Raw genomic sequence first — 19,990 nt, 5'->3', positions numbered from 1 at the left:
CTAACGTAAGGATGGTCTCCCGTTCAACTTGCGCTCTCCACCATCACCAGCCGGTCCACCCCAGCCTTATGCGCCTGCTGCAAGGCCAATTCCGCCTGCTTGAATACCAGACTCAACTCCGTCTCCAGCGCCGGCAAAGTCGCGATGCCAACGCTCGCCGTAAACCAGATAGGGCCGGCAGGGGAGTAAACCACCAGATCCTTCACCCGACGATGCAGCCGCTCGGCCACTATCGCCGCACCCGCCATATCGGCATTCAAAAGCAAAATCGCGAACTGGTCTGTTTCAAGGCGGGCCAAACCATCTACATCGCGTAACTCTTCGTGCACGACGTCGGCAAATGCAATCAGCACTTGATCACCGGCAATATGGCCGTAATTTCCACAGAGTGCGGCAAAATCATCAACCGTCATCCGAATTATTGAAGTAGGAGACCAATGCCGTACCAAGCGGCTGGACTCCCGCTGAAGCAATTCAACGAAACCACGCGTGTTATGACTACCGGTCAGACCATCGCGTGTCACGGCATGTATCAAACCGGTGGTCAGACGTTCATGCATTACCAGCCAACAACCCAACGCCAGCCAGATAGCAAAGAACAACGCCATGATGAAATAAACCAATTGCATGGTGTGGCCAAACTGCGAATCGCGGTCTGCATTTAACGCCACGGTAACCATACGTGCCAGATTGACCATCCCCCACCCCCAAGCCAATAGGCGTAATAACTTGAAACCCATTTGCTGCTGGCTTGGCACCTGCCGATAAAGACGCGGGAGCATCAGCGCCACATAAATCAGTTGCACCAAGCAAAAGCTGAAAATCTGCAGAGGGAAGCTCGTCCAGATAAAGGCTTGAAAGAGGAAATCAACTAAAGCCACACCCAATAAAACGAATACGCCACGCCACTGACGCGTACGCTCAGTAAAATCATCGACGCCAATTAACATGGCACTACAACCCAATGCTGCAGGTAAATGACCTAACACCCGAAGTGGGCCTTGACCCGGGCCATCAAGCAATACGAATAGCAACTGGGATATGGCAAAACCCAACAATCCCAACGCCCAAGGAGTCGGTCCCCGAAAAATATCGCGCATTCTTCGGCCAGCCACGTAGAGCAATGCAGCCAACTGCATCAAGATCAATGCTTCCGTAATAACAAGTGTACGAAGATCTAAGCCCATTAGACAGCGTCCAAATCAAGAGTAAGGCAATGTTTGCGTATAGCACAAATATACGCATTCAAACGTTCACCTGTCTTCTGAGCAAAAATTAATCGGGATTAGTGGGCTTATCCACACTTCAGCCAAATACAGAATAAAACGTGAATAGCGCAATATTTTTGATGGCGAATCTATGCGCATTCAGTCGATGCATTTCTTAATGCGCACTTGCTGGGCTTCTACATCGCCCCAAAACCGTTTCGATCTTGGCTGCAGTTCTCTACCCCAGAATGAAGATCAGAATGAGGCGCTCTCAAAAACTCGCCCTTTTAAGCCGCAGTGAAAACCAACACAGCATTGGTGCCACCAAAGGCAAAAGAATTGCTGATTGCCGCTTTCACGTGAGGTGAAGCTATACCTGTACTTCTCACCAATGGAATATTGCAAACTGGGTCGGGATCATTGCAGTGCGCCGTTGGCGGTAACTGCTTGTGATGGACGGCTAAAACAGTCACTGCTGCCTCTAGCGCACCTGCGGCGCCAAGCAGATGGCCATGCATAGACTTGGTTGAGCTGACCAGCAAATTGTCTGCATCCTTACCCCACACTTCACGCAATGCAGCGCATTCTGCGGGGTCGCCCACTTGTGTGGCGGTGCCATGGGCATTGCAATAACCAATATCCGCAGGCCTCAAATCTGCATTTCGCAGCGCAGTGTGTAACGCGCGCGTCTGTCCTGTGGGCTCTGGGCGGGTAATATGCGTAGCATCACAGCTCATACCAAACCCGCTTACCCGTGCATATATTTTTACGCCACGTGCCAATGCGTGGTCTTCACGCTCCAGGATCAACATAGCGGCACCTTCGCCCAGCACCAAGCCACTACGGTCGAGCGAGAAGGGGCGGCATGCGGTTTCCGGCTGCTCTGCACTAGGCATCGCCAGCGTCTGCATAGCCTGCCATGCCCGGATCACGCAAGGGACCAACAATGCCTCACAACCGCCTGCAATAACAATATCCGTCTCACCACTGGCAATGGCGCGATAGCCTTCACCAATAGCGACAGACGAAGAAGCGCAGGCGATGGAATATGTCATCACGCGCCCACCTATGCCAAAGCGCATAGCAATGTGCGCTGCAGGCGCATTCGTCATGCTGGCAACAACAGACAATGGCGAGACGCGCGGTTTAGCAGAGAAATGACTCGTATAGGCAGTTTCTATTGCACTAGCGCCGCCCATGCCACAGCCAATATAGATTCCTGCATCCATCAAAGCTTCGCCCGCCAATCCTGCATCTTTCAGTGCCAAATCCGCGGCCGCGACGCCCATCTGGCTTACACGGTCGACACCCGAAAGCTGCAAGCGCGTAAACCAAGGCTCAGGCGAGAAGTCGACTACACCCGCAGCCGTGGCAACACCGTTTGATTGCTCACTCGATAATAGGCGAACGCCCGACTGCCCTTGCATCAGACTGTCGAACACAACCTCAGGCTGGTTACCCAGCGGGCTGATCAAACCAATACCCGTCACTACGACGGCGTGCTTCATGCCAAGGCAACCGCTTCGAGCAACTCATCAACCAATGCCGTCAATTCCGCCAAATTACCCACTTGAGCGCGGTCGTCCGAGATGGTGATGTCAAACGTTTCTTCAACGGTAAACAATAGCTCTACCTGGCTGAGCGAGTCCAAGCCGAATTCGCTAAGTGGGCGATTCGGCAGCAATTCAGCACGATCCACACCGTATTTTTCAACGATCAGATCTTGGATAGTGGTTAAGGTTGTTGACATGCTTGGTTTCCTTGCATCAAGTTAAAAGTAGGGTTATTGGCAGTAATGGTGTGTATGTCTGGCTTAGCCAGCATGAAGTCAGCGATTTCACGGTTGACAAGCTGCCTGTCATTATCGAGCGTTACCATGTGGTAACTGTTTTCCAGAATGATGAAGCGCGTTCGATTTTCCCCGAGTTTGGCAACCAGATATTCTGGGCTTCTGAGGCTGGTAACTTCGTCTTCCCGGGCATGGAGGATAAGACTCCGCGCATCGATACGGTGCAGCTGTCGCTTGGTATGCGCAATCAACCGCTCAGCTTCGTGGACTGCCCATAAAGGCAGCTTGGCCGCCCCCGCAGCCGAAACCGCCTGCTTCTCCAGCTCGCGGGCAATCCATTTGCGAATTTGTGGGTTCTTGACACCATAAGGTTCCCGCTCGGGAGTACCTAACCAACGTCGCAACCCCGGGAGGTACCCCAGCTGACGCATCCAACGCCAACGCGAAAGCCCCCAGCCGTCGTAATACAAAGTGGGAGAAAGCAATACCAGCTTATTGACACGGCCCGGATGCTCCGCGGCAAGCGCCAACGCCAATATGGAACCAATACACAAACCGCCCAAGGTGATTGCTTGTCCATCCGACACTGTATCCGCGAGCAACTGCTCTCCCTCGGCTAGCCAATCTTGCCAACGCCGTGGTTGCATATTCTTCGTGTAGCTGTAGCCGGGCAGCACAGGAGTGTGCAACTGAATGCCGCGTTGCGCCAGCGGCGCCCGCATCGCAGAAAACTCTGCTGGGGTGCTGATCAAACCATGTAACAACATGCAATGCTGTTGGCGTTGAGGCAAGCTGGTATCCATTTAAACTTGGGGCATATTTATCAAATAGCTCGCATTCTAACGAAGCAAGCTTAAACATAACTGAAAGCGAATATGCGCATATTGCTCGCCGAGGATGACCCAGCATTACAGCGCGGCTTACGCGAAGCCCTCAACCGGATGGGGTATCAATCGGTCGTTGTGGGCAATGGCGAGCATGCCGACACGCTGCTGGCCTCGGAACAATTTGATCTGCTTGTACTCGACCTCGGGTTACCGGGTCTTGATGGACTGGATGTACTGCGGCGTTTGCGCAGCCGACGCCAACCGGTGCCTGTTCTGATACTCAGCGCACGTGACCGGCTGGAAGACAGAATCGCTGGCCTCAATGGCGGCGCGGACGACTACCTGACCAAGCCTTTCGACCTCACTGAATTCGAGGCGCGTGTGCGTGCGCAGCTTCGGCGCGGCCACGGTGCAATCACAGTCCTCGGATCGCTCGAATGGCACTGGCAAACACGTCAGGCGATCGTGAATGGGCAGCTTTTGACACTCTCTGCCAAAGATTCGGTATTACTTGAATCCTTGCTCCAACAAGCCGGGAAAGTCGTAAACAAGGAAACCCTGGCTTGGCGCATGGGAGACACTCAACTGGCAGCAGGGGAAAATACGGTTGAAGTCTATATCCACCGCCTTCGCCGCAAGTTGGCACCCGCGGGCTTGGTTATATTGACAGTGCGAGGCGTTGGCTATTTCTTGCAGGAAACACCCGATGCAGTCTAAGCATTCGTTGCGTCGTACTCTAACCACTCGCCTGGTGGCAGCACTGTCCGTGGTTGCCCTATTGGGATCAGCCGTTGGATATGCCCTTGCAAATAACTACGCGAATTTGGCGTATGACCGTGCGCTGCTTGATTTGGCCATCAGCCTCTCAAAGCAAGTCACATTACACGGAAAGGAGGTTCGTCTCGATCTGCCGCCGTCTGCGCAACGGGTTTTGCTAGCCGACCAGTACGACGTTATCGTCTACCGGGTCACCGACCTCACCAGAGGACGGACGCTTGGCGAACATGGTTTGCCTAAGCCTGTCGAAGCCGAGATGCCGACGGATAGTCGCCCCTTCTTCCAGGATATCAAATCCAAACGCGGCACCCTGCGACTGACTCGTATGGTCGTCAATCTGGAGGAAGACAATTCGATCCTGATAGAGGTTGGGGAAACGCGCCATAAGCGGGATTCTTTGATTCGTGATGTACTCGTGGCGCTAATTGGTTTGATGTTGGTGTTGGCCGCCGTCACCATCGCGGTCCTATGGGATGGTATTTCCCGCGCCCTGGCGCCACTGGCAAAGTTAGAAGTCGAAGCCGCAAGCCGCTCGCTGGATAATCTCTCTCCCCTGGATCTGGGTGCTGCGCCCCGTGAGGTTCGCGGCTTGATCAACGCAATCAACCACATGATGGCTCGCCTGGAAAACGCCGTAGGTTTGCAGCAACGCTTTACTGCCAATGCAGCCCACCAGTTACGTACCCCGTTGGCGGCACTCCAGCTACATGTGCAATTGTCGTTAAAAGACCCGCGAAATGAAGTTGCGCGAGATGTTTTGACGGAGATCGAGCAAAGCGCCTCTCGGGCCAGCCACACAGCGGAACAACTATTGACCCTGTCTCGCGCGGAATCTGCTCAGGTTCATATGGGCACGTCGGAGATCGACCTGGCTGTCTTGGCGCGTAGCGTCACTGAGCAATTTGTACCGACCGCCGTTGCCCGGCAGATTGACCTGGGGTACGAGGGTGAAAACCAACTTGCCGGCTATATAGGCAATCGGCATCTATTGGAGGAAATGATCGGCAACCTGATCGACAATGCCTGCCGTTACGTCTCTCCTGGATGTTGGATAACGGTTTCAGTCCAGCGAGGGGCAGACAGTGCGCTAATCAGCGTTACCGATAATGGTCCCGGCATTCCTTTTCCACAACGGGAACAAGTATTCCAGCGTTTCTTTCGAGGAGACAATGTACCGGCAGAAGGGGCCGGGTTAGGCTTGTCTATCGTACGAGAAATCGCCGAACAACATGGCGGGCGAGTGGAAATAAGCGAAAGCGATCAAGGTGGCGGTTGCAATGCCCTGGTTATATTGCCTCTGACTGCGAACAACAAACTGCCTAGACATAGCTGAAAATGAAAAATCTCAACACGGGCCAACGTTCCGCCAACTCAACCCCATCAACCAAGCGAGGCTGCTAGCCCTGACGTACCTTCATGGCCCGCTGCACCTCGCGTTGGGCATCCTTATCACGCTCGCTATTGCGCTTATCGTGTTGCTTCTTACCCTTCGCGAGGCCAATCGCCAACTTGACACGGCCCGCCTTGTAATGCATATCGAGCGGCGCCAGCGTATAACCTGCTCGCTCCACCTTGCCGATCAGTTTATTGATTTCAGCTTGGTTCAGCAGCAGCTTACGGCTTCGGGTTGGATCAGGAAGCACATGGGTCGATGCCGAAGTCAGTGGCGAAATATGCGCGCCTACCAACCATAAAGCGCCATTGCGCAAAATCACGTAGCCTTCCTTGATCTGTACACGGCCGGCACGAATGGACTTCACTTCCCAGCCTTCCAGCACCAACCCTGCCTCGAAGCGGTCTTCGATGAAGTAGTCATGGAAAGCTTTACGGTTATCAATAATGGACATGGTTGGCTAGTTGGATAAGAGCGCGGTAAAGTCCGCCCCACATTTGTGCCTTTTGGACTAACGGCCGGACCTGTGCGCGAAACAAAGCACGGATTTTACTCGAATCCCCTCACCCATGCCCGCTAAACACCTTTTTGTTATTTACGCCGGTGGCACCATCGGTATGCAAGCGACCCCGCAGGGGCATGCACCCGCGCCGGGCTATCTGCCTGCCGAACTAGCGCATATTGCCGCGCGCACCCCCAATTTTCCTTCCTACACCCTGAAGGAATACGCGCCCCTCATCGACTCGTCCAATCTCAAGCCCGAGCATTGGAACGTCATGGCAGCCGATATTTCCAACAACTACGCTGATTATGATGGCTTCGTCATCATCCATGGCACAGATACGCTGGCGTATACAGCTTCAGCGCTCAGCTTCATGCTGGAAAACCTAGGCAAGCCTGTTGTCGTAACCGGGGCGATGGTACCGCTGTCTGAACACCCCAACGATGCCGAGCAAAATCTGATCGACGCGTTTCATTGGGCCATCCAGCCGGGCTTGTTTGAAGTGTGCGTCGCGTTCAATCGACAGCTGCTACGGGGCAATCGCAGCCGTAAACTTTGGGGATCCGAGATGGGTGCGTTTGGTTCGCCCAATTATCCTATTCTCGGCCGCTTTCAAGGACACTATGAGCTCAATCCAGTCCTTTGCCTCCCCAAGCCCCATGGTACCTTCGTCGCTCACCTCATCAACGCCGCCCTGCCGATTGCCGGTTTCAAGTTGTATCCGGGCTTTAGCGTAGAAATCATCAAAAAACTGCTGCTTGGCACCCCCCCCTTGGCAGGGTTAGTACTGGAGAGCTATGGCGCAGGCAACGCACCCGATGCGGATACTGAATTGCTGGATGCGCTCGCCCACAGCACGCGTGAGCAGGGTACCTTGATCTTGAATACCACCCAGTGCATCTCCGGCCGGGTTGATATGGATAGCTATGCAGCAGGTTCGACGCTGGCGCGTGCAGGTTTAGTATCTGGCTGCGATATGACCCCGGAAGCTGCACTCTGTAAACTGTACTTTCTCTTGTCCCAACATGCCGGCGTACTCGGGCCGGAAGACAAACTCCCAATCAGCCTGCGCGGAGAATTAAGCGCTGGTTGACAGCCAAGCCTCCCAAACGGATACACTGCGCCCCCCATGTCTTCCACCCCCCTCTTCCAACTAAACGATTTGCTAGGCCTGCTGCAAAGACAAGGGCAGCAGTACACGGCAAGTCATCGTGGGCTATTGCTCAATAGCTACTTCCAGCCTATTTTCAGCTTTGCCCATCGCCGTGTGGTGGGGCACGAAGGATTGATGCGGGCCTGGACCACGGCGGGCCAATCTTTGCCGCCAACCACCGTGTTTACGTCGACTTATAACGAGCCAGAACTGGTGACGTTGGATCGTTTGTCGCGTCTGTTGCATGTACAAAATTTTTGCGCGCTGTCCTCCCAATTAAGCGAGCCATCACAGTGGTTGTTCTTGAACGCCGAACCCAATGCCTTCACCCAGATGAACCAATACGGTCATTTCTTCCCGGAATTGCTGAGTCAACTGGGCATACCGCCAGAACGTATCGTGATCGAGGTATTGGAAACCGCCATTGAGAACCACCGGGCCTTGGCGCGCTCCGTGGCCTACTTCCGTGAAATGGGCTGTCTAATTGCAATTGATGATTTTGGGGCTGGCCACTCAAACGTGGACCGGGTTTGGCGACTACGCCCAGAGATTGTCAAACTTGATCGATCCCTGATTGCAAACGCCACCTGTAACCGGGACGCACGCAGGATCCTGCCTGGCTTGGTCAGTCTGCTGCATGAAGCCGGCGCTTTGGTGCTGGCGGAAGGTGTGGAAACCGAAACCGAAGCGTTTTTGGCGTTGGAGGCCGATTGCGACCTTGTCCAAGGCTACTACTTTGCCCGCCCTGCGCCCGGCTTGCTGCAAAGTGGCCCCACAGAACCGCTTTTCCAGGCACTTTGGCGTAATTTCAACGCCCGCATGCGGCTCGAAATAGAAAACAATCAACAACAGCTGGCCCCTTACTGTAGCGCGTTGCTAAAGGGCGCTGCACGGCTGGCGGAAGCCGAGCCATTTGCAGTATCCGCCCAAGCATTTCTGGTCGAACCCGCTTCTGTCCGCTATTTCCTACTGGATGCGGAAGGGCGGCAGGTTAACGTCAACACGCGTGCCGGCGACCACCCTACCGTTACGCCCCGCTTCTCCCCGCTTGACGACACTCACGGCGCCATCTGGTCCCGCCGTCACTATTTCCGCCAAGCCATGCGGCGCTTTGGAGAACTGCAAATTTCCCGCCCTTATTTATCAATCGTGGGCGAAGAACAATGCATTACGCTATCACTGGGGTTGTTGCTTGATGGCAATCCCCATGTTTTGTGCGGCGACATCCAATGGTCCACCGCGTCTGGATTCGACTCGGTGACGGATACAGTGTTAGAATAGCGCCGTTCGTCGCGTTGTCGGGCGGATGTCGTGATCTCAATGGCGGGTCTCCTCGCATTGCCAAGTCGTGAATCTGGTCAGGTCCGGAAGGAAGCAGCCACAGCGATGCAGGTAAGTGCCGAGGGTCGGGCTCGCCACCTCTCCTTTTATAAAAATCCCGCTTTATTTCTCTGCACACGCTCAATTTATCCAAATGGTAATTTAGAGCAGTTACTCAAGTCGTGTAATATTACGTCATTCTTACGCCCGCCCCTCCTAGAATGACGATGAAGACCTACGACCGTATCGTGCAGGAAAGTCTCCAGCTCTTTAACGAGCATGGTGAACGTCCTATCACGACCAACCATATCGCAGCCCATCTGGGCATCAGCCCCGGCAACCTGTACTACCATTTCCGCAATAAGGAAGAAATTGTCTACCAGATTTTCCGCCTGTATCAAGAGTACATGCGGGAACACCTGCGCGTGCCCGAGAACCGGGCATTGGAAGCAGAAGATCTGGGGCAGTATCTCGATGCTGCCTTCACTGCCATGTGGCAGTACCGCTTCCTCTTTTACGACTTGCCAGGTTTGTTAAGCCGCAATTCGCAGCTGCAAAACGACTACCAAGCCTTTGTGAAGGACGATATTGCCCCCATACTGGCACGCGCTTTCAGTGAGTTCGCCAGCATCGGTTTCTTGTCAGTCAAACTTGGCGATATCCAACCGCTGGCCACGACAGCCTGGCTCATCGTGAAATTCTGGTTCACCTTCCAGCAGACAGTACGGCCGGATATCCCCCTGACGGAAGAGACCGGCAGGCAAGGTGTACGCCAAGTATTGGCATTGCTCAAACCCTATGTGCAACCAGAATATGCAGCGACGTTCGAGAAGATCGAAGCACGCTACAAACCGAGTTGAGGGTTGGTCAACCCTTTCAACCAGTCAAAAACCCCGTGCTGATACGGGGCTTTTGATTTGGCTCTCCCTTAGAACCTGTTTAAAGTCTCGCGAGCCAAGGCAAGATAAGGCGAAAACAGCCGGGGAAGTGAGGACGCTTTCAACGCCATATTGCCGACGCGCAGCAGGCTTTAGACAGTTCTTACACGGAAGAAGCAACCGGCCACACCACCGTCCTTCCGGTCAGGGCCTTGGCAAGCAAGCTTGCATTACGGCTCACCAACCCGTATATCGACAGTTGCGGATTCGCGCCGATGGAGGTTGGGAAAACCGACCCATCCATCACATACAAACCATTCGCATGATGGAACCGGCCCTCGCTATTCACCACGCCTTCGTTAGCACGCACGCTCATACCCGCCCCACCCATCACATGCGCAGACACCATCCTGGCACGCAGCGCCACCAATGGTAGCGCCAGAATGGCTGACCTAGCCTTTGCCCAGCTGGCATACCCCTCTGCCGCAACATCTTCATGAATCGGCATGACGTGCGTTGCGCCTGCTGCAAACTGCAGTTCTGCCATCGTGAGATACGCTTCCCGCACGCCCGCCCACACATAGCTGCTGATAGGATAATCCAACAATGGCGTGCCATCGGACTTTAACCCCACAGTACCACCCTGACTCCCCTCATTGAACCCATCACGAAGCAAAGCCAAAACTACCTGTAACTTATCAAAACACGCCATCAAATTACGGTGCTTTTCACCAAAGCCACTCATGGTAATCCCCGTTAAAACAGGGTGCAGTGGCGGCACTTCCAACTTGTAGCCAATGGGGCCGTCAACAGGCATGGTATCGAGGTAATGATCGGAGTAAATGCTCTGAGGGGCGCCCTGCCACCCTTCCACCTTGGAAGGCATGATGGCGCCGGAAATATTCACCGGATGCAAAAATGTACGTTTTCCGATCAACCCAAATGGGTCGGGAAGTTTTGAACGCAACATCAATGCCGGTGTATTGATCGCACCACCTGCCAATACCACTGTACGGGCCTGAACCGTCAACCGCGTCCCAATGGAATATCTTCCACTCGCATCCATGGCCACGCATTCAATACCCGCTGCTCGATCCCCCTCCAGCAATACCCGCTCAGCCCGGCTATGGATAAACAGCGTTGCGCCTTGGTTCAAGGCGGAAGGTATGGTGGTAACCAACATCGACTGCTTGGCATTGACCGGGCAACCCATTCCGCAGTAGCCAAGATTCAGGCAACCATTCACATTGCGGCGCATCTTTGCCCAATGAATACCGATGCGTTCGGCACCCAGGGCGAGGGCCTTATTGTTAGCATTGGGTTCAACCAGCCAATCCCTTATGTTCAAGCGCTTCTCGGCATGACCAAACCAAGGGGCCAAGCCCTCCACTGTCATATCTTCAAGGCCGAAACGGGTACGCCAGTGATGCAGGGTTGTGGGCGGTGTACGAAAGCTGGAAGTCCAGTTCACCACCGTCGAACCGCCCGTGGTGCGTCCCTGTAGAATCGTGATCGCTTTGTCTTTGGTCTGCCGGCCCGCCGATTCCTGATAAAGCTGCGGGTAAGCCTCCGCCTCACGCAAGTGGAAATGCTTGGAGGCATAGTTCAGACCCCCTTCCTCAACCATGACGACCTTAAGACCCGCCAAGCTCAATATTTCGGCCGCCACACCACCACCCGCCCCCGTACCGACGATAACGACATCCGCCTCTACGGTTTGATCCTGCAAAAAGCTAGAGGCATCGCGTACATCCCATTTGCCAGATGCCAACCCCTCGGCAATCAGGTCTTTAGGCATGCCAATAACCTTTCACAAATTCAGGGGGGCCTTCATAGCCAATGCCGACCCAAGCTTGCGGATTGCCATACCAGGCAGCAAAGACAATCTGGTGTAACGCCTGATAGCCGCTGCGCAACAAGGAAAAGGCGGAGTAACGCCAACGATTGAGAAAATACGCGACCTCGTCGTCGCTTGCCGCTTCCCAGGCAGAGCTCACACCAGCAATCCAGCGTCGGGAAAGCCTGCTCGCCAACAAAGCAAGCAAGTCTTTGACTTCATCCTGAACAGTTTCGGGTAAACCGGAAATAACGGTATCACAACCTGCCACCGCAGCCTGCAATGCCATCGCATACGCTGCCGTATCGTTGGTAGGCAAAGCGCCTTTCAGCATCACCCGTGCAATTGCTGCAATGGCAGTACAACTCTCGGCATCAAGCACCTTGAAGCGACTGGGCTGCCCCCCTGCATACACGGCATCGGGTGTGATCGGTCCATAGGCAAAACGCGCCAGCCCCAATACAACAGCACCGGCAAAGCCGGTTTGTAGCAATTGGCGTCGGGTGAGCATGACCTCACTCCTTAGCGCAGCATGAACTTCAATAGTCTTGCTACCAAAGACCCATAAGGTGGGCGCATCATCCATATTCCATTGAGGCGGCTTTGTACGAAAACGGGCTTCAGCTTGGAGAACGTTTCAAAGCCCTCATGCCCGTGGTAGTGCCCCATGCCGGATGCCCCCACACCACCAAACGGCAAGTCGTCTTGTCCCACATGCATCACGGTTTCGTTGATGCCGACACCACCAGAAATAGTGGCTGCCAGCATCCGGCCAATGCGCTGGTTGTCGTAATCGAAGTAATACAAGGCCAACGGCCGTGGATGAGCGTTGATATAGTCAATGGGTTCATCCAGGGTGCGATAAGTCAGCACCGGCAGAATCGGACCAAAAATCTCCTCTTGCATGATGGTCATCTGGTCATTCACACCCAGCACCACTGTCGGAGCCAACTTCCCCGATGCCGCATCAACACTCGCGAGTGCCTGTACCTTCGCACCCTTCTCTTCAGCATCCCGCAAATACCCTTGCAAGCGCGCCAGATGCCGGCCATTGATCACCGCGGTGTAGTCCGGGTTCTGGCCAGGGGTCGGGTACCATTTGGCAACCACCGCCTTGGCTGCCGCAATAAATTCAGCTTCTTTACCTTCGGGGACATAGACGTAGTCCGGCGCGACACAGGTCTGCCCCGCATTCAGGCACTTGCCATGCAAAATGCGCTCGGCCGCTGTCGCAATAGGGAAGTCCGGATGCACGATACAAGGCGACTTGCCACCCAACTCCAACGTCACCGGGGTCAGATTATCAGCAGCGGCGCGCATCACATGCTTACCCACATTGGTAGAGCCGGTAAACAGTAAATGGTCCCAGGCATAGCTGCAAAATGTCTGGGCGACTTCCGCCCCGCCGTTGAGTACCGCCACTTCACGCTCGTCAAACGCCTCAGCTAACGCCAAACGTAATGCTTCGCCAAAACGCGGCGTGTATTCGGAAATCTTGACCACTGCCCTATTCCCAGCGGCCAATGCCGCTGTCAACGGGCCAATCGACAAAAACAATGGGTAGTTCCAAGGGACAATAATGCCGACGACACCAAGCGGCTGTGGAATCACCGTATTGCTGGCCGGCATAAACCAGATCGATACCCCGCGCCGCCTGGGCTTCATCCAGCGAGTCAGTTTACGCGATGTGTGCTTGATACCGGCAATACTGGGGAATAGTTCAAGCAGCCGCGTCTCATGTACCGATCGATGCCCAAAGTCAGCAGAAATCGCCTTAGCAAGCGCATCCTGGTGCTTTAACAACACACGTTTCAGACGGCCCAGCCGACTGCGCCTTACTTCGGCAGCGGGGAATGGATCGGCAACAAATGCCTCGCGCTGCCGCGCATACAACTCGGCAAGCCGTGCTTTTTCAGCTTGGCTGTCGTGGGGTTCGAACATGGCCTGCATAGTTGCCTCCTCGTTGTCTTGTGGATACCTCTGCCCGCTACGTCGTCTCACCAAGCATGAGGCTGCGGTTTTTCACCGCATTCTGATGTGCAGGGTCATTCTAAAGCAGGCAATCGCCACGCAGTCGAGCGATTGCTCGGCTTATCTACAAAAACGACAGACAGCGGGCAAAGGTGCTTACAGGCTAGCACCCAAGCGTATCGGCGATGCAACATCTGACGGGGCAGCGATTTAAGAACCTGTCTAAAGTCTCGCGAGCTAGGGCAAGATAAGGCGAAAACAGCTGAGGAAGCGGAGTTTACAAGTGGTAAATGAGCATTCCGAGGGGGTTTTCAACACCATATTGCCGACGCACAGCAGACTCTAGACAGGTTCTAAGACCCGACCCTGGCTTGGTGCAAGGTGGCGCAACGTCACTTCGATGTAGCCATCGGCAAGGATAGCCCAGCGCATGGGTCAGCCCGGGTTTGGGTGGGCAATAGATAGGTTTGGTCATAAGCCGCCGCCTCAGTTTGCTCCACCATCCCTACCGATATGGCACCCGGCAGCCAATGCGGTACGCCCATGTCGCGCCGCACATGGCCGTTGCCGGCCAATAGCACCACCCCCCGCTTATTCTGTAAGTAGGGTTTGATTGCCTCAGCCATCACTACATCGCGCACTATTTGGGCTTGCGCCATGCCTTCGAGCAACGATGGGGGCAGCTGCCCACAATGCCCTAGGTCTATCGCCCGGCGTTGTTTCGCCAATAGATCGTCAGGCACACCCGCTGCAAGGCCATAGTCCACTATCAACTTATCTGGCAATACCGCAGCAACACCTTGCTTTGCTACCTTGGCAGCATCCACACGCGATAGATTCGCCGCAACAATGGGCAAATTGTACTGGATGGCCAATGCCAATACCGGCCGGTAGTAGTCCCACTGCCAACCTTTTCCTGATGGAGCCGCTTCGACTATCAACCGGTCAATATCCACCGGTTTAGCCTGTCGGACCAAATCAAGCGTCGCCTGCTTTTCACGATCGAATTGCTCCATGGCAATCGCCGGCCGCCAGCCGGCTTCAACAGCTTGGCGTAACGCGGCAAGCCGGAATGCATGTACTACGGCATTGTCATGTACCTCGCCAAGCAGCACCGTATTCGAGCCTGTCAAGACCGCCGATAACGGCTTGGGCGTACTGGGTGCAGTAGCACAAGCCACCAGATTGCAGCACAAGCCCGCGAGGACCAGCACCCGACTGGGTAAAGAACAACGCATAGCAGCTTTCGATATTTTATTGAGAGCCATTATCAACAAAACCCTGAAGCACGCCAAGCCATGGCAGCGTGGATCAATAGCAGCGACAATAAGGGTCTGTTCCAGCCCACCCCTCTACCACCATGCTGATCGACTTTTTTTATCACCTGCGCGACGCCAAGCTACCTGTCTCGACCAAAGAGTTGTTGACGCTGTTGGAAGCGCTGGATACACGCGTAGTCAGCGGCAGTTTGGATGACTTCTACTTCCTCTCCCGCACCGTGTTGATCAAAGACGAAAAATATTTCGACCGTTATGGCCAAGTCTTCGGCCAGTACTTCAAGGGAGTGAACAACCTGCTGGAGAAACTGGAAACCGCCATCCCAGAAGACTGGTTACGCAAACTGGTTGAAAAACAATTGTCCGACGAGGAAAAAGCTCAGCTCAAAGGCCTTGGCTGGGACCAACTGATGCAAACACTGAAGGAAAGGTTGGCTGAGCAAAAGGAACGCCACCAGGGGGGTAACAAATGGATAGGCACCGGCGGCACCAGCCCCTTCGGCGCCCATGGCTACAATCCGGAAGGCGTCCGCATCGACCAAAATGAGTCGCGCCATCACCGCGCGGTCAAGGTATGGGACCATCGTGAATTCAAGGACTTCGATGATAGCCGTGAACTGGGTACCCGCAATTTCAAGGTTGCCCTGCGCCGTCTACGCCAGCTGGTGCGTCAATCCGAAGCCAGCAAGCTGGACCTTGATGCCACCATCCGCGCCACCTCTGACAACGCGGGTTGGCTGGACCTGAAATTCGCACAGGAACGCCACAACGCGGTGAAAGTGCTGCTATGCCTTGATGTCGGGGGGTCCATGGATGACCACATCGAAGTTTGCGAAAACTTGTTCTCCGCTGCGCGAAGTGAATTCAAGCATTTGGAACATGTCTATTTTCACAATTTTTTCTACGAGTCGATCTGGCGCAATAACCAACGCCGCAATAGCGAACGCCAATCGACCTTTGACTTGCTGCACACCTATCCCAGTGACTACAAGCTTATTATCGTGGGCGACGCAACCATGAGCCCGTATGAGATCGTCTACCCTGGTGGCTCGGTTGAACACATGAATGAGGAACCAGGTGAAGTTTGGCTGAAACGACTGCTAGCGCACTTTCACCGTGCCGTATGGCTTAACCCCGTCGAGGAATCCCGTTGGGCCTATACCGAGTCACTGCGTATTACGCGCGGGTTAATGGAGGAACGTATGTATCCCCTCACACCTGCCGGCTTGGAAGCCGCTATGCGAAAACTGCAAAGTAGCTAGAGGGTGTCGTCACAAGATGCCGATCCAGATCGCCATACAGCGGATCTGGGCGGCCGCCAGAAAAGAGGCCATATTCTTGGCATAACGGGCTGCGATGCCCCGCCTGCGCTTTAAGCCTTTTCGACCAGATGACGGTGGCGATACAAGTCTTTGTCATACTCGCGCTGCACTTTACGATGTTTACGTGGTGGAACAACGGCGGTTCTGTCGCAAAAAGGGTGATGGATGAGAAAAGCCCAGTCCCGTGGTGGTCCTCAGTATGCTAGGGAATAGAATTGCTGCGCTGAAGATAAAGGGGTGCCCTTGGGACAGTCGAGCTGCCCCTTGCAGATCATGTGCAGGGTTTCGATACCGGCAATTATCCTGGCGTCGAACGAAAGTCCTTGAATCCGAGCATCGGCCGAGTTCGCCGTTTGATGGCGCTGACGAAACACCTTGGCCAGCACGGGCAGGCGTTTGAGCGCCCAGCGGTGTATCGTGGCGTGATCGACCGTCACGCCGCGTTCGGCCATCATTTCTTCCAGATGACGCAGGCTCAGTGGGTAGGCTGCGTACCCGCGCACGCACATCAACATGATCTCCAGCGGATAGTGCAGACGCTTCAGGACATTGCGAAGGCTCGACATCTCGAGCTGAAGGTGGACGGCTTTCATAGGCTCCGCTTACCTGAACTTTTTCACTTCAACGGGCTTATTGCGACAGAACCATCCAACGCGCAACGACGCCGCCATGCGGCTGCGGCGTTTCCCCAGAACAGCATTGTTGTTGGCTTCGCCACTCAAACTACATTGCTTGCGTTGTCCTAACGCAACTGACGCCACCCCCAGCGCCAGATGCCATCCAGGTAGCCACGTTCAATGGCAGCGAAAAACCTTGTACTCCCGCTCGCCATCGGCAATCGGCCCAGCTGCCGCTACGGTGTCACCACCTTGCTCAACCGCCGAATTACGGGCCAAGGTATTGAGTTCGATAATGACCTTGCCCGGGTCACGCGCCACCGGCCCCAGTTTGTTCAGCACCTTTACCCTTACATTCCCCTTCAGGGTGCAAGCAGTAGTGGCTTCCAGGTTGCTGACCTCAACGGCTTCGGCCGCTGACTTGAGCGGCACAAAGGGGGCACAGGCACCCAGCGACACCACCAGCAACAAGCCCAACAGTGATTTACATTGAGCAGCCGATTTACGCATCATCCAAGTACTCCCACATAGGCATCCGCCAAGCATACGCTGGCAATCTTAATTATCATCGGGACGGGTATATTGGCTCAAGGCTTAAACCCATACCCAGCAAGCGCACCAGTTTATGCGCATGTGCTTCAATCAACCAGTCGTTACGGGCGGTACGATGCAAATAAGCGACGCTCAGAGCCCGTCCAAGGTCTCGCAAGATAAGGCGGAAACAGCCGAGGAAGTAGCATTTACAAGTGGTAAATGCGCATTCCGAGGGTGTTTTCAACGCCATATTGCCGAAGCGCAGCAGAATTTAGACAGGTTCTTAGGCTGAAATACATCGTTTCAACCAACGCATCGCCCTTTCTAGACACCATGCTGGCCACGATGGCACGTTGCCATTCGCCGCGACCCATAGCTCAGTGGCGCTGGCTGCCTGGATAACCACCCAGCCTGATGCACGCATGACATGGGTGCTCCCCCCAAGCAGGATCACGCGTTCACATACCATCGTATCGGCCAGCCACTGCGGTGGTGGTATCAGATAGGCTCTACCGGAAGCCAGCCGGACCGTACTACCCGCCGAGGCTCGGAACCACAAACAGGCGTTCACATCCAGACGCCACCGGTCGGCTATCGTCTCTTGCATGGTGCCCTCCTCAACAACATAGGGAGAGACCGGCCTTGGCACGGGAAATTCCCCGTCGCACCCACCCTGAAAGCCGACGTGACGACATAAACCTACATGCAGATACTTGGCAGACATAAAAAAACAGCGTCTTTACAAGACGCTGCTTTTTTGTACTGACCACCAAGACTTGTGGCGATCAAAACCACTGAGCGTGGAAACCCCCCGGCTTGTCGGTACGTTCAAACGTATGCGCACCAAAGTAATCGCGCTGGGCCTGAATCAAATTGGCCGGCAAACGTTCAGCACGGTAGCTGTCGAAATACGCAATCGCCGAACCAAACGTGGGTACCGGAATCCCGTTGAGTACGGCGGTAGCAGCCACCTCACGCAGGGCCGCCTGATATTCATTGGCGATCTTGGCAAAGTACGGATCAAGCAGGAGGTTGATCAGTTTTGGGTTATTAGCATAGGCATCGGTGATGTTCTGTAGGAAGCCCGAGCGGATGATGCAACCGGCACGGAAAATCCGGGCAATCTCACCGTAGTTGAGGTTCCAATCCATCTCATCCGACTGCTTGCGCATCTGCTCAAAACCCTGGGCGTAGGAAACAATCTTGGAAAGGTAGAGCGCACGGCGCACCGATTCGACAAAGGCGTTTCGGTCGGTCACCGCGGCGCGGGTCGCCGGGCCATGTAGCACCTTGGCGGCTTCGACACGCTCAGGCTTCAACGCCGAAATAAAGCGGGCAAACACCGATTCGGTAATCAAGGGCAAAGGTACGCCCAGATCAAGCGCGCTTTTGCTGGTCCACTTACCGGTGCCCTTCTGGCCAGCTGTATCCAGGATCACATCCACCAACTCGCCGCCGCTCTCTTCATCCTGCTTCTTGAAGATGCTGGCTGTGATCTCGATCAGAAAACTGTCGAGTTCGCCACGATTCCACTCGGCGAATACCTCGGCAAGTTCGGCGTTGGAAAGCCCCACCACCCGTTTCAGGATGTCGTAGGCTTCGGCAATCAACTGCATATCGCCATACTCAATGCCGTTATGGACCATCTTCACATAGTGGCCGGCGCCATCGGGGCCGATATAAGTCACACAGGGCTCGCCGTGGGCCTTGGCGGCGATTTCTTTCAGAATAGGTGCCACCAGCTCATAAGCTTCGCGCTGGCCGCCAGGCATGATGGATGGGCCTTTGAGCGCGCCTTCTTCCCCACCCGATACACCGGTACCGATGAAGTTGAAACCCAATGCCGACAATTCGTGGTTACGCCGGATCGTATCGGTATAAAGCGTATTACCGCCATCGATGATGATGTCGCCCTTGTCGAGCAATGGCTTGAGCTGTTCGATGGTCGCATCGGTGGCCGTACCGGCTTTCACCATCAAAAGGATGCGGCGTGGGGTTTCCAGCGAAGCCACGAAGTCTTTCAGGCTGTAGAAAGGCCGCAGCTGCTTACCTGGGTTTTCAGCCACCACTGTTTCGGTCTTGTCGGACGACCGGTTGTAGATCGACACCGTGTGGCCACGGCTTTCAATGTTTAGCGCCAGATTGCGGCCCATGACCGCCATGCCGATAACGCCGATTTTCTGCTTGGGCATTTGTTCTATCCAATACTTGTGCGTGGCAGCTCGGGCCACGCCATGGCCAATTGATTTGCAACGAAAGCAGACCCGCACTTTTGGCACCGGTCCCGAGGTTGATCGTTACAACAAGTCTTGGGCCGCCTTTTACCAGCAAACTCGACCTGTAGTAAAAAAATATCGGCTACAAATCAAAAAATCTGCCAGACGTTGGGCAGTACCCGCAAAGAAAAGCAGCCTACCAGTTCCCCAGTAGGCTGCGTTACATCTTTAGAACTTGCCTAAGCGTCTGCTGCGCATCGGCAATATGGCGTTGAAAACACCCTCCGAATGCGCATTTACCCTGTGTAAACGCCGCTTCCTCGGCCGTTTCCGCCTTATCTTGCTTTAGCTCGCGAGACTTTAGATAGG

The 19,990-nt window shown here is 54.7% G+C and carries 18 protein-coding genes, 1 other RNA gene and 2 pseudogenes; 7 read left to right on the top strand and 14 right to left on the bottom strand.

The window, feature by feature from the left end; genetic code table 11:
- Positions 1 to 23 precede the first annotated feature (23 nt).
- The 4 genes from CSQ89_RS03315 to CSQ89_RS03300 form a co-directional block, all read right to left on the bottom strand.
- Positions 24 to 1,187, bottom strand: coding sequence for a GGDEF domain-containing protein (locus tag CSQ89_RS03315; RefSeq protein ID WP_099404770.1), 1,164 nt, complete (start codon positions 1,185 to 1,187; stop codon positions 24 to 26).
- A gap of 308 nt (positions 1,188 to 1,495) precedes the next feature.
- The gene (locus CSQ89_RS03310; protein WP_099404769.1) at positions 1,496 to 2,716 is read right to left on the bottom strand and encodes a beta-ketoacyl-[acyl-carrier-protein] synthase family protein; all 1,221 of its coding nucleotides are present in this window, start codon (positions 2,714 to 2,716) and stop codon (positions 1,496 to 1,498) included.
- On the bottom strand, positions 2,713 to 2,958 hold the full coding sequence (locus tag CSQ89_RS03305) for a phosphopantetheine-binding protein (protein WP_099404768.1): 246 nt from the start codon (positions 2,956 to 2,958) through the stop codon (positions 2,713 to 2,715). Before CSQ89_RS03305 ends, CSQ89_RS03310 begins: the two co-directional genes overlap by 4 nt.
- Complete coding sequence (locus CSQ89_RS03300; RefSeq protein ID WP_158228885.1) at positions 2,943 to 3,788, bottom strand: alpha/beta hydrolase; 846 nt, start codon at positions 3,786 to 3,788, stop codon at positions 2,943 to 2,945. Before CSQ89_RS03300 ends, CSQ89_RS03305 begins: the two co-directional genes overlap by 16 nt.
- 84 nt (positions 3,789 to 3,872) lie before the next feature.
- Here CSQ89_RS03300 and CSQ89_RS03295 point away from each other — a divergent pair, with 84 nt between their 5' ends.
- Together CSQ89_RS03295 and CSQ89_RS03290 are read left to right on the top strand one after the other, a co-directional pair.
- Entirely contained in the window at positions 3,873 to 4,541 is a 669-nt protein-coding gene (locus tag CSQ89_RS03295; protein WP_099404766.1) for a response regulator, read from the top strand.
- Complete coding sequence (locus CSQ89_RS03290) at positions 4,531 to 5,934, top strand: sensor histidine kinase (protein WP_099404765.1); 1,404 nt, start codon at positions 4,531 to 4,533, stop codon at positions 5,932 to 5,934. The genes CSQ89_RS03295 and CSQ89_RS03290 overlap by 11 nt, the downstream gene beginning before the upstream one ends.
- A 64-nt stretch (positions 5,935 to 5,998) precedes the next feature.
- Here CSQ89_RS03290 and smpB read toward each other — a convergent pair whose 3' ends face one another.
- On the bottom strand, positions 5,999 to 6,448 hold the full coding sequence (smpB, locus tag CSQ89_RS03285) for an SsrA-binding protein SmpB (protein WP_099404764.1): 450 nt from the start codon (positions 6,446 to 6,448) through the stop codon (positions 5,999 to 6,001).
- Between the two features lie 115 nt (positions 6,449 to 6,563).
- Between smpB and CSQ89_RS03280 the strand changes: the two genes are divergently transcribed.
- From CSQ89_RS03280 to CSQ89_RS03265, 4 genes are all read left to right on the top strand, one after another.
- On the top strand, positions 6,564 to 7,589 hold the full coding sequence (locus CSQ89_RS03280) for an asparaginase domain-containing protein (RefSeq protein ID WP_099404763.1): 1,026 nt from the start codon (positions 6,564 to 6,566) through the stop codon (positions 7,587 to 7,589).
- 36 nt (positions 7,590 to 7,625) lie between these two features.
- Entirely contained in the window at positions 7,626 to 8,930 is a 1,305-nt protein-coding gene (locus CSQ89_RS03275) for a sensor domain-containing phosphodiesterase (RefSeq protein WP_099404762.1), read from the top strand.
- Positions 8,931 to 8,971: 41 nt separating this feature from the next.
- An RNA gene (gene ffs, locus CSQ89_RS03270) (signal recognition particle sRNA small type) lies at positions 8,972 to 9,069 on the top strand.
- Between the two features lie 127 nt (positions 9,070 to 9,196).
- Positions 9,197 to 9,829 carry a TetR/AcrR family transcriptional regulator gene (locus tag CSQ89_RS03265; RefSeq protein ID WP_199065184.1) on the top strand — a complete coding sequence of 211 codons (633 nt, stop codon included), beginning with the start codon at positions 9,197 to 9,199 and terminating at the stop codon, positions 9,827 to 9,829.
- 181 nt (positions 9,830 to 10,010) lie between these two features.
- On the opposite strand, the gene CSQ89_RS03260 is transcribed toward CSQ89_RS03265, so the two are convergent.
- The 4 genes from CSQ89_RS03260 to CSQ89_RS03245 all read right to left on the bottom strand — a co-directional run bounded on the left by CSQ89_RS03260 (position 10,011) and on the right by CSQ89_RS03245 (position 14,893).
- Positions 10,011 to 11,645 carry a GMC family oxidoreductase gene (locus CSQ89_RS03260; RefSeq protein ID WP_099404760.1) on the bottom strand — a complete coding sequence of 545 codons (1,635 nt, stop codon included), beginning with the start codon at positions 11,643 to 11,645 and terminating at the stop codon, positions 10,011 to 10,013.
- Positions 11,638 to 12,195, bottom strand: a complete 558-nt coding sequence (locus CSQ89_RS03255) for a hypothetical protein (RefSeq protein ID WP_099404759.1) — start codon at positions 12,193 to 12,195, stop codon at positions 11,638 to 11,640. Before CSQ89_RS03255 ends, CSQ89_RS03260 begins: the two co-directional genes overlap by 8 nt.
- 11 nt (positions 12,196 to 12,206) lie before the next feature.
- Positions 12,207 to 13,634 (bottom strand): coniferyl aldehyde dehydrogenase, encoded by a 1,428-nt coding sequence (locus CSQ89_RS03250; RefSeq protein ID WP_186293361.1) that lies wholly within the window; start codon positions 13,632 to 13,634, stop codon positions 12,207 to 12,209.
- Positions 13,635 to 14,047: 413 nt separating this feature from the next.
- Complete coding sequence (locus CSQ89_RS03245; protein ID WP_158228884.1) at positions 14,048 to 14,893, bottom strand: ChaN family lipoprotein; 846 nt, start codon at positions 14,891 to 14,893, stop codon at positions 14,048 to 14,050.
- Positions 14,894 to 15,015: 122 nt separating this feature from the next.
- Between CSQ89_RS03245 and CSQ89_RS03240 the strand changes: the two genes are divergently transcribed.
- Complete coding sequence (locus CSQ89_RS03240; protein WP_099404757.1) at positions 15,016 to 16,194, top strand: vWA domain-containing protein; 1,179 nt, start codon at positions 15,016 to 15,018, stop codon at positions 16,192 to 16,194.
- A gap of 9 nt (positions 16,195 to 16,203) precedes the next feature.
- Here the strand turns inward: CSQ89_RS03240 and CSQ89_RS03235 are convergent.
- The 5 genes and pseudogenes from CSQ89_RS03235 to gndA all read right to left on the bottom strand — a co-directional run.
- Positions 16,204 to 16,391, bottom strand: a pseudogene (locus tag CSQ89_RS03235) (IS5/IS1182 family transposase); the annotation flags it as partial.
- 216 nt (positions 16,392 to 16,607) lie between these two features.
- Positions 16,608 to 16,820: pseudogene (locus CSQ89_RS23655) on the bottom strand (IS6 family transposase); the annotation flags it as partial.
- A gap of 228 nt (positions 16,821 to 17,048) precedes the next feature.
- On the bottom strand, positions 17,049 to 17,384 hold the full coding sequence (locus tag CSQ89_RS03225; protein ID WP_099404755.1) for a DUF4156 domain-containing protein: 336 nt from the start codon (positions 17,382 to 17,384) through the stop codon (positions 17,049 to 17,051).
- A gap of 304 nt (positions 17,385 to 17,688) precedes the next feature.
- On the bottom strand, positions 17,689 to 18,012 hold the full coding sequence (locus tag CSQ89_RS03215; RefSeq protein ID WP_099404753.1) for a hypothetical protein: 324 nt from the start codon (positions 18,010 to 18,012) through the stop codon (positions 17,689 to 17,691).
- A 178-nt stretch (positions 18,013 to 18,190) separates the two neighbouring features.
- Positions 18,191 to 19,597 (bottom strand): NADP-dependent phosphogluconate dehydrogenase, encoded by a 1,407-nt coding sequence (gene gndA, locus CSQ89_RS03210; RefSeq protein ID WP_099404752.1) that lies wholly within the window; start codon positions 19,595 to 19,597, stop codon positions 18,191 to 18,193.
- Positions 19,598 to 19,990 lie beyond the last annotated feature (393 nt).

The sequence above is a fragment of the Chitinimonas sp. BJB300 genome (assembly GCF_002735695.1).
Lineage (GTDB): Bacteria > Pseudomonadota > Gammaproteobacteria > Burkholderiales > Chitinimonadaceae > Chitinimonas.
Note: the sequence above shows the minus strand (reverse complement) of the source record. Positions and strands in the feature narration are given on the sequence as shown.

Excerpts from the sequence above, each read along its gene's own strand:
- CSQ89_RS03260 (WP_099404760.1), bottom strand. The coding sequence starts at position 11,645 with ATGCCTAAAGACCTGATTGCCGAGGGGTTGGCATCTGGCAAATGGGAT.
- gndA (WP_099404752.1), bottom strand. The coding sequence starts at position 19,597 with ATGCCCAAGCAGAAAATCGGCGTTATCGGCATGGCGGTCATGGGCCGC.
- CSQ89_RS03215 (WP_099404753.1), bottom strand. The coding sequence starts at position 18,012 with ATGCAAGAGACGATAGCCGACCGGTGGCGTCTGGATGTGAACGCCTGT.
- CSQ89_RS03240 (WP_099404757.1), top strand. The coding sequence starts at position 15,016 with ATGCTGATCGACTTTTTTTATCACCTGCGCGACGCCAAGCTACCTGTC.
- CSQ89_RS03280 (WP_099404763.1), top strand. The coding sequence starts at position 6,564 with ATGCCCGCTAAACACCTTTTTGTTATTTACGCCGGTGGCACCATCGGT.
- CSQ89_RS03310 (WP_099404769.1), bottom strand. The coding sequence starts at position 2,716 with ATGAAGCACGCCGTCGTAGTGACGGGTATTGGTTTGATCAGCCCGCTG.
- CSQ89_RS03295 (WP_099404766.1), top strand. The coding sequence starts at position 3,873 with ATGCGCATATTGCTCGCCGAGGATGACCCAGCATTACAGCGCGGCTTA.
- CSQ89_RS03225 (WP_099404755.1), bottom strand. The coding sequence starts at position 17,384 with ATGATGCGTAAATCGGCTGCTCAATGTAAATCACTGTTGGGCTTGTTG.
- CSQ89_RS03275 (WP_099404762.1), top strand. The coding sequence starts at position 7,626 with ATGTCTTCCACCCCCCTCTTCCAACTAAACGATTTGCTAGGCCTGCTG.
- CSQ89_RS03255 (WP_099404759.1), bottom strand. The coding sequence starts at position 12,195 with ATGCTCACCCGACGCCAATTGCTACAAACCGGCTTTGCCGGTGCTGTT.
- CSQ89_RS03315 (WP_099404770.1), bottom strand. The coding sequence starts at position 1,187 with ATGGGCTTAGATCTTCGTACACTTGTTATTACGGAAGCATTGATCTTG.
- CSQ89_RS03305 (WP_099404768.1), bottom strand. The coding sequence starts at position 2,958 with ATGTCAACAACCTTAACCACTATCCAAGATCTGATCGTTGAAAAATAC.
- smpB (WP_099404764.1), bottom strand. The coding sequence starts at position 6,448 with ATGTCCATTATTGATAACCGTAAAGCTTTCCATGACTACTTCATCGAA.
- CSQ89_RS03265 (WP_199065184.1), top strand. The coding sequence starts at position 9,197 with ATGAAGACCTACGACCGTATCGTGCAGGAAAGTCTCCAGCTCTTTAAC.
- CSQ89_RS03245 (WP_158228884.1), bottom strand. The coding sequence starts at position 14,893 with ATGCGTTGTTCTTTACCCAGTCGGGTGCTGGTCCTCGCGGGCTTGTGC.
- CSQ89_RS03290 (WP_099404765.1), top strand. The coding sequence starts at position 4,531 with ATGCAGTCTAAGCATTCGTTGCGTCGTACTCTAACCACTCGCCTGGTG.
- CSQ89_RS03250 (WP_186293361.1), bottom strand. The coding sequence starts at position 13,634 with ATGCAGGCCATGTTCGAACCCCACGACAGCCAAGCTGAAAAAGCACGG.